We start from the raw sequence: 15,241 nt of genomic DNA on the forward strand, positions 1-15,241 counted from the left end.
CTCATCGGTCAGGTCACTGTCGTAGTAAGGCTGACTCATATCCTCAAGCCATGTAGATGTCACTCTTCTGGTATCGCGCCTTTGTGACCGTAGTTGTCTTCTACTTCACATACATTTACAAACAGTTTCTTAAGGTAGGTGCAATGCCTGCCTTACTCATTCTCTGCGTCCTTAAGCGAAGTACTTCTGGCGCTTATGCCAAAAGACGTCGATCGCCTTCTAAAGCCCTACCGATCTAACTTTAGGGGTATGTTTGGCAAATCTTCATCCTTAACAATCAAGCGTAAGGCAATGAGGCACACACATCATGGTTCGCTCGCTGACGCTCTGGTTAATTTGGCTGGGTTTTATCCTTTACTTGCTCTTTTTGGCACCGCCCTTGCAGGCTGATACGCTTCAGCCCCTTCAATCGCTACTAGCAGGAAAACTTCCTTCGATTAATCCCGTCATCCTGTCGCTGTTTAGCCTGGTGGGTATTTGGCTCTTAATCTATAGCTGTCTCATTTTCGCAGACGGGAGAATGCAGTCTTTACCTGCGTGGATGTTTATGCTTGCTTCGATCGCTACTGGTGTATTTGCTCTCATTCCATACCTAGCATTGCGTCAGCCTAATCAATCCTTTTCGGGCGAAAAAGATCCGTGGCTTGCTGTATTAGATTCGCAGACGACTGGGATCGTTCTAAGCATCAGCACACTGATTCTGATGCTTTATGCCATTGTGTGGGGCGATTGGGCTAGTTTTGCCCAGGAGTTTTTAACGAATCGGTTTGTGCATGGCATGAGTCTTGCTTTCTGTCTGTTCTGTGTATTGTTTCCCTACCCAACCCTGTTACAGGATGATATGGCGCGACGTGGGCTGACACCCAATTCTCAACTCTTTCATCTAGCAGTGTGGGTGCCCCTATTGGGACCGCTCGCCTATTTGTGTTTACGTCCTTCACTGTTGGCATTTCGGTTTGGTAATGCTTGAGAACCGTTGCTTTCATTGGTGGCGTGATGTCGATTGCCTGGTTTGTAATCATGCGGCGTTTGAGGTCTGAGAGAGGCTTTTTAATCCTCACTACGCAGCAGGCAACGCAAGCGATACGTTAGCCTTAAGCAGGCTCAACGAGGGTTTCCATCACCGTCTAGAGGAACCCTCTGAACCATTGTGTGCAATGGGTTTGAGTCAGTTTGGGCTGTTCTTCATAACTTTTGCCAGTGCTGGGTTTTTTAATCGTTCTACTGTCGTCAGCCTTTTTTTGCATTCAAAACGTCATTGTCAGGGTGCTCTTTAACGAACAAACTGTTTTGGGTGTGTTCCCTACGGGTGGCTTTGTTGCGCCGACGTTGCCCAATTCGTTTCTGCTGATGTTTATGCGGATGCTGCTGGCAGTGCCGTTGATGGCAGCTCTGGCTGTCAGGTTGTATCCACCGACCTGGAAAGAGATTGGGCAGTTACGCCACTCGGAGCAACGCCCCACTTTGCAACGGGCGATCGCCGGTGGCGTGCTGATGTTTCTCTACCTGGCGCTGCTCTACGTGTCAATGGGGCTGATTCCGGTAGGCATTGCGATTACGCTGTTCTTTGCATATCCCGTCTTTACAGCGCTTTTTTCGTGGCGTTTGTTTGGCGATCGCCCGACTCCTTTTCGTTGGAGCGTGATGGGACTGGTGCTGTTGGGCAGCATCCTCACCTTGCCGCACACGAGCGCTGCGGTTGAGCAGACAACGTTAATTGGCATTCTGACGGGGGTTGCATCGGGCATTACTTACGCCCTTTATACAGTGGTTGCCCAAAAGAGCTTTGAAACGTTCCATCCTGTACCCTTCACCTGGCTCAGTTTTTTGATCACGCTGGTTTTGTCAGGAGTCAGCCTGTTGTTTTGGCAGGAACATGGCACAGCGTTGCCCTGGCTACCGCTCTGGATTGGTGGTCTACTGTCTGCGATCGTCACCTTTGCAGGGCACTTGCTCAACAATATTGGCATTCGCATGATTGGTGCCACCTCTGCCTCCATCATTGGTGCTAGCAATCCCGCGCTGACGGTCGTGCTTGCCTGGTTGATGATCCAGGAAACGCTGAATGGCTTGCAAATAACAGGAGTGGCGATCGTTACTTTAAGCGTCGCGCTGTTAGGTCGAGAAAGAGGGTTGGAGAAGGGATGAGGGGAGAGGGAAAGGATAAAGGCTAAAAGTTTTACTCCATCCCCCCACACTCTCTTTTGCCCTTTGCCTTTTACCTTCTGCCTTCTGCCCTTTGCCTTCCACCTTTCTTCAAACTTCCTTTTGCAAAGCAGTCGTATCCCAGGCTCCATCCAGATCGTGGGTCATGCCTCGATCGTCTGCTCGTAGCACTCGTTCAAGGTCTTGCCGGAGTTGTTGCCCCCGGGCAAACCGGGTATCGTCTTCCAGCGTTGCCATTTCCCACAGGGCTTGCTCATCATGCGTTTTAAAGATGCGGGCAGAACGGTGTGCCTTGTAGGCACGAGTACCGAGGAGTCTGAGGGCTGCTTCTCCCATTTCAAGGGCAGAGTCAAAGGTTTCGCGCTGTACGACTTCGACACCGCGCCGAATGAACTCATAGGCATGACGACGATCGATCGCGCGTGCCAGAATTTTGAGATGAGGAAAATGCTTTCGCACCAGATCTACCACATGGAGCGATCGGTCGCGATCGTCAATGGCAACTACAAAAAGCCGTGCATGCCGAGCGCCTGCTGCATGAAGTAAATCAAGCCGGGAGGCATCGCCATAAAAGACCTTGAAGCCAAACCGTCGCAGCAGTTCAATTTGGGTCGGGCTGTGATCGAGAACGGTGGCTTCAAACCCATTGGCAATGAGCAACCGACCCACAATCTGCCCAAAGCGCCCAAAGCCAGCAATGATTACAGGGGTTTCGCCATCATCAATTTCATCCGCTTCTGCTTCGATTTCGGCAGCAACGAAGCGTGGTTGAATCAACCGATCGTTGATGATCATGATCAACGGGGTGAGCGCCATCGAAAGCGCGACAACGACCACTAACGGTCCAGTTACGTCTTCGGTAAGGACTTTGTTTTGAGTTGCGAAGGAAAACAGCACAAAGCCAAACTCGCCGCCTTGCGCCAGCGCACAACCAAACAGCAGACTTTGGCTCATTTCTAGCCGAAAGACGCGCCCTAGCCCAAACAACACTGCAAATTTGACGATCGCCAGCACCAGCACCAGGCACAGAATCAACAGCGGTTGCTGCATCAAGAGATTAAAGTCGATGCTGGCTCCAACGGAGATAAAAAACAGCCCCAACAACAAGCCTTTAAACGGCTCAATATCACTTTCTAATTCATGGCGATACTCATTCTCAGCCAGCACAACCCCTGCCACAAAGGTTCCCAATGCAGGAGACAGCCCTACCTGCTGCATCGCCAGCGCAATGCCAACCACCAAGAGCAATGCTGTGGCGGTAAAAATTTCGCGCTGCTGTGTGGTGGCAATAAAGCGAAAAAGCGGGCGTGTGAGAAACCGTCCGCCCAGGATAATGCCGCTGACTGTGCCAATGACTAGCAGCGCTTGTTGCCACGCGGGTAACCCTGCACTCGCTCCGCCTGACTGCTCTGCTGCAACTAAAAGCACCCGATCGGCGACCGCACCTATAGCCGTGATTGCGGGTGCTGCCAGTAGCGGCAAGAGCGCCAGGATGGGAATAACCGCAATATCCTGAAACAGCAGCACTGAGAAGGCAGACTGCCCGGCTTGGGTTTTCGTGAGCCCTTTTTCATTCAGAGTTTGCAAGACGATCGCTGTAGACGATTGCGCCAGAATCAAGCCCACTGCTAGTGCTGTTTGCCAGGGAAGCCCTGCCACAAAACCGATCGCAGCCAGCACCAGCGACGTGACTAGCACCTGCAAGCCGCCCAAACCCAAAATTGGGAGCCGTAGCCGCCACAGCAGCGAGGGTTGCAGTTCTAACCCCACCAAAAACAGCATCATGACCACGCCAAATTCAGCGAAATGCATGACATCTTCGTCCTCGCCGCCGACAAACTTCAGCACAAACGGACCAATGATCACGCCTGCAATCAGATAGCCCAGCACAGAACCAAGTCCTAGCCGTTTGGCGATCGGCACCGATGCGACAGCCGCTACCAGGTAGATAAAGACTTGAAAGAGGAAACCTTCGTCATGCATAGTGTGTCACCTCTGGTTGTTTCAGCAGCCAATCGAGTTTCGGGTTCAAATGCTTTCGTTGCCGTAGCTGTTCCCAATTGATTGTGTCGTCACGCAGTGCCGTAATAACTGCGCGGTAGTCTGCGGCGTGCTGGTCGATTTGATGGCGTTCTTGCAGGCGATGCGTTCCCTGCACAACAAACGGTGGTAGATACTCCATACCGCATAGACCGGCTGTTTGCTCAAAGGGCACCAGCAGTTCACGAATGGTAAAACGGTTATACCCCTTCTGGCAGTAAGCTTCTTTGTCCCCACCCGTTGTGATGGCAGTGAGGAATTTTTTACCGCGTAAAGCCGTGCCGCCATGCCCATAGGCAAAGCCATGTTCCAGCACTAGATCTTGCCACTCCTTTAGGATCGCGGGGCTGCTATACCAATAAAACGGATGCTGAAACACAATCACATCATGTGTCAGCAGCAGGTCTTGTTCTGCTTTGACATCGATATGAAAGTTGGGATAAACCTCGTAGAGATCACGAATGGTGACGGATTCCAAACCCTGTACGGCTCGAATCAACTGCCGATTGATCCGCGATTTTTCGAGCGCTGGATGAGCAAACAAAATCAAGATCTGGTTAGGAGTATCCATGAGTTTTGCTCTGCGAGGTGCAGGTGAGGAATGCTGTGCAAAGGATAGCATTTCAGCGGTGAGAGCATAGCAGTAGCGAAGCCCAACCTGTCACGCCCTACGTAAGCAACGATCGCACTTGACCCAGCGATCGCATCGGCTGACCTACTGGTGCGTTAACTGGAGCCAGTTCAGCGATCGCTCGACCTATCTCAAAGACTGCTCGACCTATCTCAAAGACTGCTTGACCTATCTCAAAGACTGCTTGACCTAACGCAAAGACTGCTCGACCTAACGCAAAGACGACTCAACCCGGTTCAATCCTTGCTTGAGCCATCGTTTTGCTCACTCGACTGAGCTTTGCTCTAGCTCATCCAGGTAATTTAACCACTCAACCAATCTCAGAACTTGCTCGTCCTACCTCAGAGATAACTCAACCAGGTTGCAGGCTTGCTCGGCTATAGAATGCAGTGCTTCAGCACGATCGCCCCCACGTAGGTTGGGTTGAGGAACGAAACCCAACACACGCCCCTGTTACATCCAAGCTTCTGTAGCCCATCCTAAACCCATCCGTTACAGAGCAATTCATGCACTACCGTCGCACCAAAACTCCCGGTGCTACCTACTTCTTCACAGTTGTTACCCATCAACGTCAACATATCTTTTGTGAGGCTCAAACGATCGCTTTACTGCGTACCGCTTTTCGCACCGTCAAAGCCAAACATCCTTTCACCATTGATGCCATTGTCATCCTTCCTGACCATCTGCACTGCCTCTGGACATTACCCGAAGAGGATGCAAACTTTTCTACTCGCTGGAGGTTGATCAAAAGCGAATTCAGCCGCCATTGCCCTGCTCAATACAAACGACAATGCTCAAAATCTCGTCACAGTAAAGGGGAGCAAGCTATTTGGCAGCGACGCTTTTGGGAGCATCAGATTCAAGATGAATCGGATTTGATTCGACATGTCGATTATATTCACTACAACCCCGTGAAACATGGTTTGGTTGAAGCACCAAAAGATTGGGCATATTCCAGCTTCCATCGATTTGTCCGAGAGGGCGTTTATGCAGAGGGTTGGGGTGCCAACGAGAGTATCAGCTTTCCTGGTTGGATTGCTAGAGAATAATGCTTGAGTTTCGTTCGCTCAACTGGCAGCGAATGGTTGTCATCCCAGTTAACAGGTGTTGGGTTTCGTTGCCTCAACCCAACCTACGGCTACTGAAGAATGGCATGAGGATGGGCGATCGCGCTGACCGCTGTTACAGTAAGGGTCAATATCTTTCGGCTCTATAAAATCCATGACCCGCGACGAACTGCTGCAACTGATCGATCGCGCCCAGCAGGAAGGGTGGGAAACACTCGACCTGGCTGGCAACGATTTAGAAGAACTACCGCCCGAAATTGGCAGGTTGACCCGGCTCAGAACCCTCATCCTGGGCAAATGGGATGAGGAAGAGAGAGTGTGGAAGGGCAATCAGCTACGCACACTGTCAGCAGTCATCGGGCAGTTGACCAACCTGCAAACCCTTCATCTTAGCGGCAACCAGCTACGCACGCTGCCAGCGGTCATCAAGCAGTTGACGAACCTGCGAACCCTTCATCTTAGCGGTAATGAGCTGATCACACTGCCAGAGTTCCTTGGGCAGTTGACGAACTTGCAAACCCTCTACCTCTACAATAATGGGCTGAGCACACTGCCAGAGTTCCTTGGGCAGTTGACGAACCTGCATACCCTTAACCTTGGCAGCAATCAGCTAAGCAGGCTGCCAGAGTTCCTTGGGCAGTTGACGAACCTGCAAACCCTCTACCTCTTTGACAATTTACTAAGCACACTGCCAGCGGTCATTGGGCAGTTAACAAACCTGCAATTCCTCCATCTCAGCGGCAATCAGCTAAGCAGGCTGCCAGTGGTCATCGGGCAGTTAACGAACCTGCAAACTCTCTACCTCTACGACAATGGGCTGATCACACTGCCAGAGAGCATCGGGCAGTTAACGAACCTGCAATCCCTCTACCTTGGCAACAATAAGTTAAGCAGGCTGCCAGTGGTCATCGGGCAGTTAACGAACCTGCAAACCCTTGACCTCAGCAGCAATAAGCTAAGCACGCTACCTGAGTCCCTTGGGCAACTGACCAACCTGCAAACCCTTAACCTCAGCAGCAATGGGTTGAGCACGCTGCCAGAGTCCCTTGGGCAACTGACCAACCTGCAAACCCTCAACCTCAGCAGCAATGGGTTGAGCACGCTGCCAGAGTTCATTAGGCAGATGGTATCCCTCAAAACGCTGGATTTACGGGGTAATCCGGTGCCCATTCCGCCTGAAATTTTAGGATCAAAGGAACCCTACAAAGACCCAGGCGATCTGAAGGCAATTCTCAATTTCTACTTTCAGGTGCAAGACCTGGCTGAGACAGAGCCGCTGTATGAGGCGAAGCTCTTAATTGTGGGGGAAGGCGGAGCCGGAAAAACCTCTCTGGCAAAGAAGCTTGAGGATAAAGACTATGACCTCGACTCAAAGGAAAAGTCTACGGAGGGCATTGAGGTCATTCGTTGGAGTTTTCCACTTCCTAACGGGCAGGAGTTTCGCGTCAACATTTGGGATTTTGGCGGTCAAGAGATCTACCATGCCACCCATCAGTTTTTCCTTACCAAACGTTCTCTTTATGCTCTAGTCGCCGACGACCGCCAAGAAAACACCGATTTTTATTACTGGCTCAATGTGGTGGAGCTACTCAGCGACAACAGCCCCGTCATCATTATCAAAAATGAGAAGCAAGACCGCCAATGCCCCATCAACGAGCGCCAACTGCGGGGAGAGTTTACCAACCTGGAAAAAACACTGGCGACTAATCTGCAAACCAACCGAGGCTTGCCAGAAATTAAGGATGCTGTTCAACGCTATCTCTCACAATTGCCCCACATCGGCACTCCCTTACCCAAGAAATGGAAAGAGGTTCGTGCTGCCCTAGAAGCCGCTGCTCAAACCAATAACTACATCAGTATCGAAGACTACTTTCAGCTCTGCCAACAAAATGGCTATACTGATCGACCCAATATGCTGCAACTCAGTCACTACCTGCATGATTTAGGTGTCTGTCTCCACTTTCAAGAGGATGACCTGCTGAAGAAAACCATCATCCTCAAACCCGAATGGGGCACCACCGCTGTCTATAAGGTGCTCGACACCAAAAAGGTTAAAGCTAATTACGGCAGGTTTACCCGCGACGACCTGACTGAGATTTGGAGCGATGCTAAGTATGCTGACATGTGTGGTGAACTCTTGCACCTCATGATGCGCTTCAAGCTCTGCTACGAAATTCGCGACCAGCCCCACCACTACATTTCGCCACAACTACTCGACATTGAGCAGCCCTCTTATAATTGGGACACCTGCGATAACCTGATCCTGCGGTACAAGTACGACTTCATGCCCAAAGGCATCCTCACTCGCCTCATTGTGGAGATGCACCAATCAATCGAGCAACAAACTCTAGTCTGGAAAACGGGTGTTGTGTTGAGTAACAACAGAGCCAGAGCCGAAGTCATTGAGTATTACCATCGCGGCGAAATCACCGTTCGCGTTTCTGGAAACGACAAAAAGGGCTGGCTCTCCGTCATTGACCACGAATTCGACAAAATCCACGCCTCTTATAAACGGCTCAAGTACGACAAGCTCGTTCCCTGCAACTGCACCATCTGCAAGGGCAGCCAAGAGCCTCACGCCTACCCAATGGAAAGGCTCTTGCAGTTTTTGCAAGACAGAAACCCTATTCAATGTCAGAAAAAACCTTACGAACTGGTTGATGTTCGCAGACTAATCGACGATGCTCTAGACTTTGAGGCAGCTGTTAGGGAAGAGCAACGAAAAGACGAACAGCGCCAAAGTGGAGATGGAGCCTTCGCTGGCTCTACGATCGGCACACTTATCTATCAACCACATCAGAGTGAAATCACGCAAGGAGATATAACCGTGAATGAGCCACCACAGCCACAAGAACCTTCTCCCTCAGAGCCAAAGGTCACTCTCCCCTCAGCCTTTCGCAACGGCATGTTCTACGTGTTGGTTTTTGAAGTGGTCTTTTGTGTGATTGCTTTCTTTTCAAGAGATTTACCGCTGCCCACGCTGATTGTTATTCTGATCGCTACACTGCTGGCATTTGTCTTGATTGGTGTCTTTCAACTTCGCTCAGACGATCGCCTCTCCGAGAAAACGTTTGGAGAACTGGTTACCCTGGTGCTTGAGCAGTTACCCGTCTTAGGCGGCTTCTTTAAACAAGTCTTAAGACTTTTTGGCAGAGGGTAGTTTGCAAGGTTAGTCGAGGTATTTCACTCTATTTCATACGGCTCAGCGATTGCGTGTCTCAACTACTGTTGGCGATCGCTGCACCCTCCCGATCGAGCCATTGTCTACAATTGAGTACATCGCTATTGTCTGGAATGCCCTATGCAAATCACTCTGTCACCCGAACTAGAGCAGTTAGTACAGCGCCAGATCGACAGTGGTAAATATCAAACTGCGATCGATGTCATTCTGGCAGGTGTGCAACTGCTTGAGCAACAGGAAGATCCTTATCAAGGGCGACTGCAAGACCTGCAACAAGATGCGTTGCTTGGTTGGGAAGCGGCTCAACGGGGTGAAGTAGTTGATGGTGCAACGGCGATGCAGCAAATCCGCACTAACCTACACTCGCGCCACGCTTCTTCTGAATCATGACTCCGCAGTTTCGTCTGACTCAGCCTGCAATTCAGGATATTGAGGAAATCGCAGATTATATTGCCAATCAGTCTGGGTTAGAGCAGGGCGATCGCTTTCTTGCCAAACTCAATGCCAAATTCTCTAAAATTACTCAGTTTCCTAATCTTGGGCGACAGCGCGACGAAATCTTACCAGGGTTGCGGAGTTTGTCGATAGATAACTACCTAATTTTCTACATCGTCTCTCAAGCAGGGGTAGACATTCTTCGAGTCGTCAGCGGCTATCGTAATCTGACCGATCTGTTCGCAGACTCCAATGAGTAAATGCACATTGACGTAGCCCTGTTCTAAATTTTCGTTGGCGGGAATTCTAAGGGGACAGGTTGAGTGGGCGATCGGTGCTGCAAATACCATTCGTCCCGCCGCATTTACTACTTGGAGATCTTCTCATGCCTTACGAAAATATTAGCGCGTCGATTTCACCAGAGAAATTGCATGAAATCAAAGCTGCGATCGCTTTACTCGATGCCAATATGCCGTTCTTGATTAGCCTGACACCCGACGAACGCCGCAAGCGGGTCAAAATGGGCGACAAGAGTTTAGCCTTCGTCAGCAATAGTTTGAACGTGACCCAAAACAACGCTGACGTTGTGCCTGCCAGCTTTAACGTTGCCGAATTTAGTCGCGATTATCAGTTGACGATCGCGCTCACGGAAGTGCTCAACCTGCTAGAGCAATTATCTGAAAAGGTAGACGACACCCTGATGGCAGTCGGCAGCGAATCAATGGCAAGCAGTCTGCTGGTGTATGACTATGTGAAAACTGCTGCCAAACACGCACCCGGCTTAAAGAGTGTTGCTGATCAACTTGGTGAAAGATTCAAAGCAATGGGCAACAGACGCGCTAAACCTGAGCCAAGCACAGCTCAAGCTATCTCACCCATAAGCTAACCGAGCTTAAAACAAGCTCAACCCAGATCAAAGATAGTCTGACTGATCGAATATATAGCTCGACTCATAGCAACGATCGCCCGACTTAGCTTAAAACTCACTCAACCTGGTTCAGACATTGCTCAAGCTACTCTGAAGCTAGCTCGATTCAGCTCAGAGGTAGCTCGACTCAGCTCAGAGGTAGCTTGACTCATCGCAGAGATAGCTCGTCTTGTCTTAAAGATAGCTCGACTTATCCCAGAGATAGCCCGACTCATTCCAGAGATAGCTCGGCTCATCGATTAATGCGTTACGGCTGCGCCTCAGACGATCGCTCTACTGCATCTAAAAGCGCAAAACGGACTAAAGGTAACTCTAGCCCGCTTCGCGGTCATTGGAGAACGCCAGCGCTAGGGCGATCGTGACGTTAGCCTGCGGGAGGAGGAACCGGGGCTTCGAGACCGTCGATCGGGCTAATGTCCTTCGTAAAACAGATCAGGTCTGCGAAGGTAAACGTCCCTGGCACTTTAGCAGGCAATGTAGGTTTCCAGTTGCGATTCCGCACAAAGAAGGAATCGCTATCGCCCTCCAAGAGACCCAAGAAGACCTCTGCCACAATGCGGCTACCCACTTCACCCAGGCGTAAGCCCTTTTGCTGCACGTGCGCTTCTTTAAGGATGTAGTACCAGAGCGGTGTTTCCTTATCAAAGCAAAACTGCTTTGCAACAGCACCATCAGAACCTGACGCAATCTCGCTTGAACTCAAGGGTTTGAGCTTCATAAAGCGTGCCACACTTTGACCAGAGGGTAGCCCCATACTGCGTCCCCGCAGCAGATTTCGCACCGCCAGCGATGTCGGTTTCTGCATATTCGGTACATCCGGGATATTGGGGATGTCCTTCAGCGGATTGACAAGGAAGGGATCAAGCTTGCGAGAGTGGTTCACTGGCACGGCTGGGTCAATCTCAAAGAAGCGTCTCCAATCAATAATCCAGTTAGTGGGCAAGAGCGCTTCTAGCCCTGGACCATCAGGCGGCATGCGTCTAGATTTGCCCGTAAAGTTAAACAGCAGACCCAGTGTTGCTGGGGTGAAGCTATCGGGAGCAATATCCTTGAAGGTAAAGACGCGGTTGTAGTCGTAGGAACTGCGGATCATGCTGTGACCCAAGCGGTACGCTGCCACCGAGAACTCTACTGGGATAAACGGAAAGGTGTTGAACTTATAAAACTTGCGACCCTCACTCAGCACTTTGTTGACCTGATTGGAGTCAAGAATGCGATCGAGGAAGTCAAACACCACAATCCATTGATAGTGCCACACCACTAGCTGTCTGGCTTCTTCAAAGACCGTCTTGCTGATCTCAGCTTTGCGTGGAATCGAGCCGTCTCTAAGTCCATCAACAATCTTGTTGTGGAACTTCAGGATCGCCAGGTGAGTTTGCGCCACCAGCAAGTTCTCGTCATTGCGAGGATCACCCAATAACGCGACTGTGCTGGGGGCACGAGGCAGATCGTGATCACCCTTAACGACGATTACGCCGTTGGCATCGCTGCTCTCCTCGTTCTTGCCAATGAGGAACTTCTCTTTGTCCTTAAGCTGAAACAGGTATGGCTGATCATCAGGACCAGAGCCATACACGCTATCCAGATCGAGTGCAGGTGTGCGGAAGTTGACAACGGCTTGAGGATCGACTTGCTTCTCTTTCAACGATGTGGGGTCAAAGGTCAGGTCATGATCAACAAACTGCCCCAAGTATGTAAAGCCAGCAGGCACATTGCGATTATCGCCATCGGGATGGTCTCTCAGTGGCTCGGATGGGTCAGTGCGATCGTCGATCATGGCATTGCCCAGTACTACCAGGCTGTCGATCGGTGGTGTAAACGCTGGCAGCTCCGGAAACATTCTGCCGAATTTGCCCGTCTTGGCAAAAGCGCCCTGAGGTGTGTTGTCTCCGTTGCGAACACTAAAGCCGTGTTGTGGTGATGGCATAAGCTTCCTCTTAAAAAGTTTTCACCTAACTAGGAGACAGCCTAAGTGATGAGGCAAAGTATTGATGGTACCCGTTCGGGTTATTTTTCTTTGTGTAATTAGTTTTCTGTTTTAGCGCTGCATGGTCACAGTTGCCATCACACGAGCGCTTAATCACAATGGAAGGGGTGAGAAGGTAAAAAACAACGGCAAAGGGAGTCAAGGAAGCATGACTGAGTATCAGAAAATCGAGTACCGCATTGGCAAAGACGGCAAAATTGTCGAAACAGTATTGAATGCATCGGGAACCAGTTGTATGGAGGCAACAGCAGCGATCGAGCAAGCGCTGGGTACGGTCGAGTCGCGTGAGCTACTGCCGAGCTATAACGAGAGCGAGGAAACCTTAGCTGTAGACCTTACCCAGTCACTACAGCAGCATGAGCAACATTAGAGCAAGTGAGCCAAGTCAATGACTAATGATCCCGAGCTGTTTTGGTTTGGCGTTGTGCTGACCCTCGTCACCATTTGCTTTACGCTGAGTCTGGTTGGCGCGGGCACGAAAACGTTAGCAACACCGCCGACCGCAACATCTGATGTGAACTCGATCGCCAATGCCGAAATCGTTGCGCTGCAACAACAGTGCCAACGGTTACGCGCCGAACTTCAGCACCAAAAAACGCAGCTTAATGTAGACTTCCAGGACAATACCTTTGCTCAACTGCAACCCCTACTGACCCATTACCCCAGCGCCCGCAAGATGGCAGAGAGCAAGCCCGATTTGCCTGCCCGCAACTTCAACGCGCTGTTTACGCCCTTAGAAAACCTGCTGCAAACCTGGCACGTCGAATCGATCGGCTCTGCCTGGGAGCAAGTGTCGTTTAATCCGCAACTGCACCAACCCGATGTGGAGGATATGACTACGGGTGAGCCAGTCTATGTTCGCTTTGTTGGCTATACCCAGGGCGATCGCATCCTCAGCCCTGCGAAGGTCAGCCGAACGTTGCCAGGAGGAGCGGAGAGAAAGGTATAAGTTATGAGTTATGAGTTTTGAGTTGCTTGTCTGTCTAACGCTATTTCTAGCTCCCCAATCTGATTCCCTTCTAACAACCAAAAACTAACAACTAACCACTCCTCCATGACCGCGATCGCGATCGACTTTGGCACTAGCAATACGGTGGTCAGCCTTTGGGAGCCAGATACACAGGCACCGAAAACGCTCAGGTTTCCGGGTCTTTCGCGGTTGTTCAAGCTGACCACGCCAGCAGGGGATGTGCAGGACGTTCCGGTGGTGCCGACGCTGGTGTTTGTCAAAGATGCAGCAACGCTGCTACTGGGAGAGCAGGTGCGATCGCAGCGGTTAGGTCTGTCGCAACCAGAGCGTTTATTCAAAGCGTTCAAGCGTGAATTGGTTGCTGATTTTCAGCCGCCAGCGCGTCAGTTGGATGGACAGTCATACAGCGCGGAGTTCGTGTCAGAGAAATTTTTGCAGGTTATCTGGCAACAGCTTCAACAGCAGCAAATTCAACCGACTCAGGCAATCTTTACGGTGCCGATCGGTGCGTTTGAGCGTTATCTCGGCTGGTTTCGCGATCTAGCAAAGCGGCTAGATATTCCAGACGTACAGTTAGTTGATGAAGCGACGGCAGCAGCGTTAGGGTATGCCGTACAGCATCCTGGTGCGTTGGTGTTAGTGGTTGACTTTGGCGGCGGTACGCTTGATCTCAGCCTGGTACGAACGATTGTCACTCCAACGCAGAGGGCAACGGATGCGGTGCCAGTGCAATGTGCCGAAATCCTGGCAAAGTCTGATGCTTACCTCGGTGGTGAAGATATTGATCTCTGGATTGTGGAGGATTATCTGCACCAAATTGGTTCTTCGCGTAGTGCTGTCGGTGCTGTCGGCTGGCAAAATTTGCTGTCATTGGCGGAACGGCTCAAGATTCGTTTATCCAGCGTGGAGTCTGCGAAAGAAAGCTGGTTGGATGAAGAGACGTTTATGTCTTACGACATGGAGCTGAAGCGCGATCGCTTCGAGTCCATTCTGGAAGCGCGGCAGCTTTTAGAACAAGTACGGCAGGCGTTGGATGCAGTACTGGCGATCGCGATCGCCAATGGCATTCGCAAAGCGGAGATTGAACAGGTTTTGCTTGTCGGCGGCAGTTGCCTGATTCCTGCTGTGCAGCAGCTTGTGTTGTCTTACTTTGGGCGGCAGCGTGTCCGGTTCGATCGACCGTTTGAGGCGATCGCCCATGGGGCGCTTGCGGTCAGCCAACTAGCGCGCCTTGACGACTATTTACACCACACGTATGCCATTCGTCTTTGGGAACCCTCTGCTGGCACCCATACGTATGTGCCTCTTTTTAAGCAGGGCAGCCGCTACCCCTGCCAGCGGTTAGAGCCGTTGACGCTACAAGTTGCCAGTCATGGACAAACGGAAATTCGGCTAGATATTGGCGAAGTTGCCACGATCGCCCAGTCAGAGATGACTTACGATGCCCAGGGTCGAATGACCAGCACCCCCTTGCTACAACGAGAAACCTATCGTTCGCTTGAAAGCCAGCATGAAGCCGTTTGCATTGCGCGGCTCAACCCACCGGGGCAAGTTGGGGTTGATCGTGTCACCGTACAGTTTGAAGTGAATGAGCAACGATCGCTTGTCGCCACGGTGCAAGATTTGCTGACCAATCGGGTTCTGGTAGAGCGGGTCGCGATCGCGAAACTGCGTTAAATCGATTTCTAACCAACAAAAGACCCGTAGGGGCAGGTTTGACACCAACGTGATCGGCTATGAGCAAAGCTTCTGGCAAAACCTGTCCCCTACAAGCAGTATATTCTTGCTCAGTAAGCTCCTAAAGAGTTAAAGAGCCAGCAGACGCGAGTTCAGGTG

The 15,241-nt window shown here is 51.0% G+C and carries 15 protein-coding genes; 12 read left to right on the forward strand and 3 right to left on the reverse strand.

The annotated features are described in order from the left end of the window. Nucleotides 1–56 precede the first annotated feature (56 nt). From H6F86_RS16845 to H6F86_RS16855, 3 genes are all read left to right on the forward strand, one after another. The gene (locus tag H6F86_RS16845; RefSeq protein WP_190449894.1) at nucleotides 57–239 is read left to right on the forward strand and encodes a hypothetical protein; all 183 of its coding nucleotides are present in this window, start codon (nucleotides 57–59) and stop codon (nucleotides 237–239) included. Between the two features lie 68 nt (nucleotides 240–307). Further along, nucleotides 308–970: a hypothetical protein gene (locus tag H6F86_RS16850; RefSeq protein ID WP_190449895.1), complete on the forward strand. Its 663-nt coding sequence runs from the start codon at nucleotides 308–310 to the stop codon at nucleotides 968–970. A 230-nt stretch (nucleotides 971–1,200) separates the two neighbouring features. Beyond that, nucleotides 1,201–2,148 carry an EamA family transporter gene (locus H6F86_RS16855; RefSeq protein ID WP_190449896.1) on the forward strand — a complete coding sequence of 316 codons (948 nt, stop codon included), beginning with the start codon at nucleotides 1,201–1,203 and terminating at the stop codon, nucleotides 2,146–2,148. Between the two features lie 108 nt (nucleotides 2,149–2,256). Here H6F86_RS16855 and H6F86_RS16860 read toward each other — a convergent pair whose 3' ends face one another. Together H6F86_RS16860 and H6F86_RS16865 are read right to left on the reverse strand one after the other, a co-directional pair. Further along, nucleotides 2,257–4,149: a monovalent cation:proton antiporter-2 (CPA2) family protein gene (locus H6F86_RS16860; RefSeq protein ID WP_190449897.1), complete on the reverse strand. Its 1,893-nt coding sequence runs from the start codon at nucleotides 4,147–4,149 to the stop codon at nucleotides 2,257–2,259. Then, nucleotides 4,142–4,777, reverse strand: coding sequence for an NAD(P)H-dependent oxidoreductase (locus H6F86_RS16865; RefSeq protein ID WP_190449898.1), 636 nt, complete (start codon nucleotides 4,775–4,777; stop codon nucleotides 4,142–4,144). The genes H6F86_RS16860 and H6F86_RS16865 overlap by 8 nt, the downstream gene beginning before the upstream one ends. A gap of 118 nt (nucleotides 4,778–4,895) precedes the next feature. On the opposite strand from H6F86_RS16865, the gene H6F86_RS32870 reads away from it, so the two are divergent. The 6 genes from H6F86_RS32870 (at nucleotide 4,896) to H6F86_RS16890 (ending at nucleotide 10,406) form a co-directional block, all read left to right on the forward strand. Then, nucleotides 4,896–5,030, forward strand: coding sequence for a hypothetical protein (locus H6F86_RS32870; RefSeq protein WP_277881683.1), 135 nt, complete (start codon nucleotides 4,896–4,898; stop codon nucleotides 5,028–5,030). 313 nt (nucleotides 5,031–5,343) lie between these two features. Next, nucleotides 5,344–5,886: a transposase gene (locus tag H6F86_RS16870; RefSeq protein WP_190449899.1), complete on the forward strand. Its 543-nt coding sequence runs from the start codon at nucleotides 5,344–5,346 to the stop codon at nucleotides 5,884–5,886. 172 nt (nucleotides 5,887–6,058) lie between these two features. Beyond that, nucleotides 6,059–9,064, forward strand: coding sequence for a COR domain-containing protein (locus tag H6F86_RS16875; RefSeq protein WP_190449900.1), 3,006 nt, complete (start codon nucleotides 6,059–6,061; stop codon nucleotides 9,062–9,064). A 141-nt stretch (nucleotides 9,065–9,205) separates the two neighbouring features. After that, nucleotides 9,206–9,475 (forward strand): type II toxin-antitoxin system ParD family antitoxin, encoded by a 270-nt coding sequence (locus H6F86_RS16880; RefSeq protein WP_190449901.1) that lies wholly within the window; start codon nucleotides 9,206–9,208, stop codon nucleotides 9,473–9,475. Beyond that, the gene (locus H6F86_RS16885) at nucleotides 9,472–9,780 is read left to right on the forward strand and encodes a type II toxin-antitoxin system RelE/ParE family toxin (RefSeq protein ID WP_190449902.1); all 309 of its coding nucleotides are present in this window, start codon (nucleotides 9,472–9,474) and stop codon (nucleotides 9,778–9,780) included. Before H6F86_RS16880 ends, H6F86_RS16885 begins: the two co-directional genes overlap by 4 nt. Nucleotides 9,781–9,905: 125 nt before the next feature. Next, complete coding sequence (locus H6F86_RS16890; RefSeq protein WP_190449903.1) at nucleotides 9,906–10,406, forward strand: hypothetical protein; 501 nt, start codon at nucleotides 9,906–9,908, stop codon at nucleotides 10,404–10,406. Between the two features lie 406 nt (nucleotides 10,407–10,812). Here the strand turns inward: H6F86_RS16890 and H6F86_RS16895 are convergent, their stop codons facing one another. Further along, complete coding sequence (locus H6F86_RS16895; RefSeq protein ID WP_190449904.1) at nucleotides 10,813–12,375, reverse strand: heme peroxidase family protein; 1,563 nt, start codon at nucleotides 12,373–12,375, stop codon at nucleotides 10,813–10,815. A 208-nt stretch (nucleotides 12,376–12,583) separates the two neighbouring features. Between H6F86_RS16895 and H6F86_RS16900 the strand changes: the two genes are divergently transcribed. The 3 genes from H6F86_RS16900 (at nucleotide 12,584) to H6F86_RS16910 (ending at nucleotide 15,082) form a co-directional block, all read left to right on the forward strand. Next, nucleotides 12,584–12,805 (forward strand): DUF2997 domain-containing protein, encoded by a 222-nt coding sequence (locus tag H6F86_RS16900; RefSeq protein WP_190449905.1) that lies wholly within the window; start codon nucleotides 12,584–12,586, stop codon nucleotides 12,803–12,805. A gap of 18 nt (nucleotides 12,806–12,823) precedes the next feature. Beyond that, nucleotides 12,824–13,384: a molecular chaperone GrpE gene (locus H6F86_RS16905; protein WP_190449906.1), complete on the forward strand. Its 561-nt coding sequence runs from the start codon at nucleotides 12,824–12,826 to the stop codon at nucleotides 13,382–13,384. Between the two features lie 105 nt (nucleotides 13,385–13,489). Further along, a complete protein-coding gene (locus H6F86_RS16910) occupies nucleotides 13,490–15,082 on the forward strand; it encodes an Hsp70 family protein (RefSeq protein WP_190449907.1) in 1,593 nt (530 codons plus the stop codon). Nucleotides 15,083–15,241 lie beyond the last annotated feature (159 nt).

The organism is Phormidium sp. FACHB-592 (assembly GCF_014695795.1).
In the GTDB taxonomy this organism is placed as follows: domain Bacteria; phylum Cyanobacteriota; class Cyanobacteriia; order Leptolyngbyales; family Leptolyngbyaceae; genus Stenomitos.

Excerpts from the sequence above, each read along its gene's own strand:
- H6F86_RS16845 (WP_190449894.1), top strand. The coding sequence starts at position 57 with ATGTCACTCTTCTGGTATCGCGCCTTTGTGACCGTAGTTGTCTTCTAC.
- H6F86_RS16850 (WP_190449895.1), top strand. The coding sequence starts at position 308 with ATGGTTCGCTCGCTGACGCTCTGGTTAATTTGGCTGGGTTTTATCCTT.
- H6F86_RS16860 (WP_190449897.1), bottom strand. The coding sequence starts at position 4,149 with ATGCATGACGAAGGTTTCCTCTTTCAAGTCTTTATCTACCTGGTAGCG.
- H6F86_RS16865 (WP_190449898.1), bottom strand. The coding sequence starts at position 4,777 with ATGGATACTCCTAACCAGATCTTGATTTTGTTTGCTCATCCAGCGCTC.
- H6F86_RS16870 (WP_190449899.1), top strand. The coding sequence starts at position 5,344 with ATGCACTACCGTCGCACCAAAACTCCCGGTGCTACCTACTTCTTCACA.
- H6F86_RS16875 (WP_190449900.1), top strand. The coding sequence starts at position 6,059 with ATGACCCGCGACGAACTGCTGCAACTGATCGATCGCGCCCAGCAGGAA.
- H6F86_RS16880 (WP_190449901.1), top strand. The coding sequence starts at position 9,206 with ATGCAAATCACTCTGTCACCCGAACTAGAGCAGTTAGTACAGCGCCAG.
- H6F86_RS16885 (WP_190449902.1), top strand. The coding sequence starts at position 9,472 with ATGACTCCGCAGTTTCGTCTGACTCAGCCTGCAATTCAGGATATTGAG.
- H6F86_RS16890 (WP_190449903.1), top strand. The coding sequence starts at position 9,906 with ATGCCTTACGAAAATATTAGCGCGTCGATTTCACCAGAGAAATTGCAT.
- H6F86_RS16895 (WP_190449904.1), bottom strand. The coding sequence starts at position 12,375 with ATGCCATCACCACAACACGGCTTTAGTGTTCGCAACGGAGACAACACA.
- H6F86_RS16900 (WP_190449905.1), top strand. The coding sequence starts at position 12,584 with ATGACTGAGTATCAGAAAATCGAGTACCGCATTGGCAAAGACGGCAAA.
- H6F86_RS16905 (WP_190449906.1), top strand. The coding sequence starts at position 12,824 with ATGACTAATGATCCCGAGCTGTTTTGGTTTGGCGTTGTGCTGACCCTC.
- H6F86_RS16910 (WP_190449907.1), top strand. The coding sequence starts at position 13,490 with ATGACCGCGATCGCGATCGACTTTGGCACTAGCAATACGGTGGTCAGC.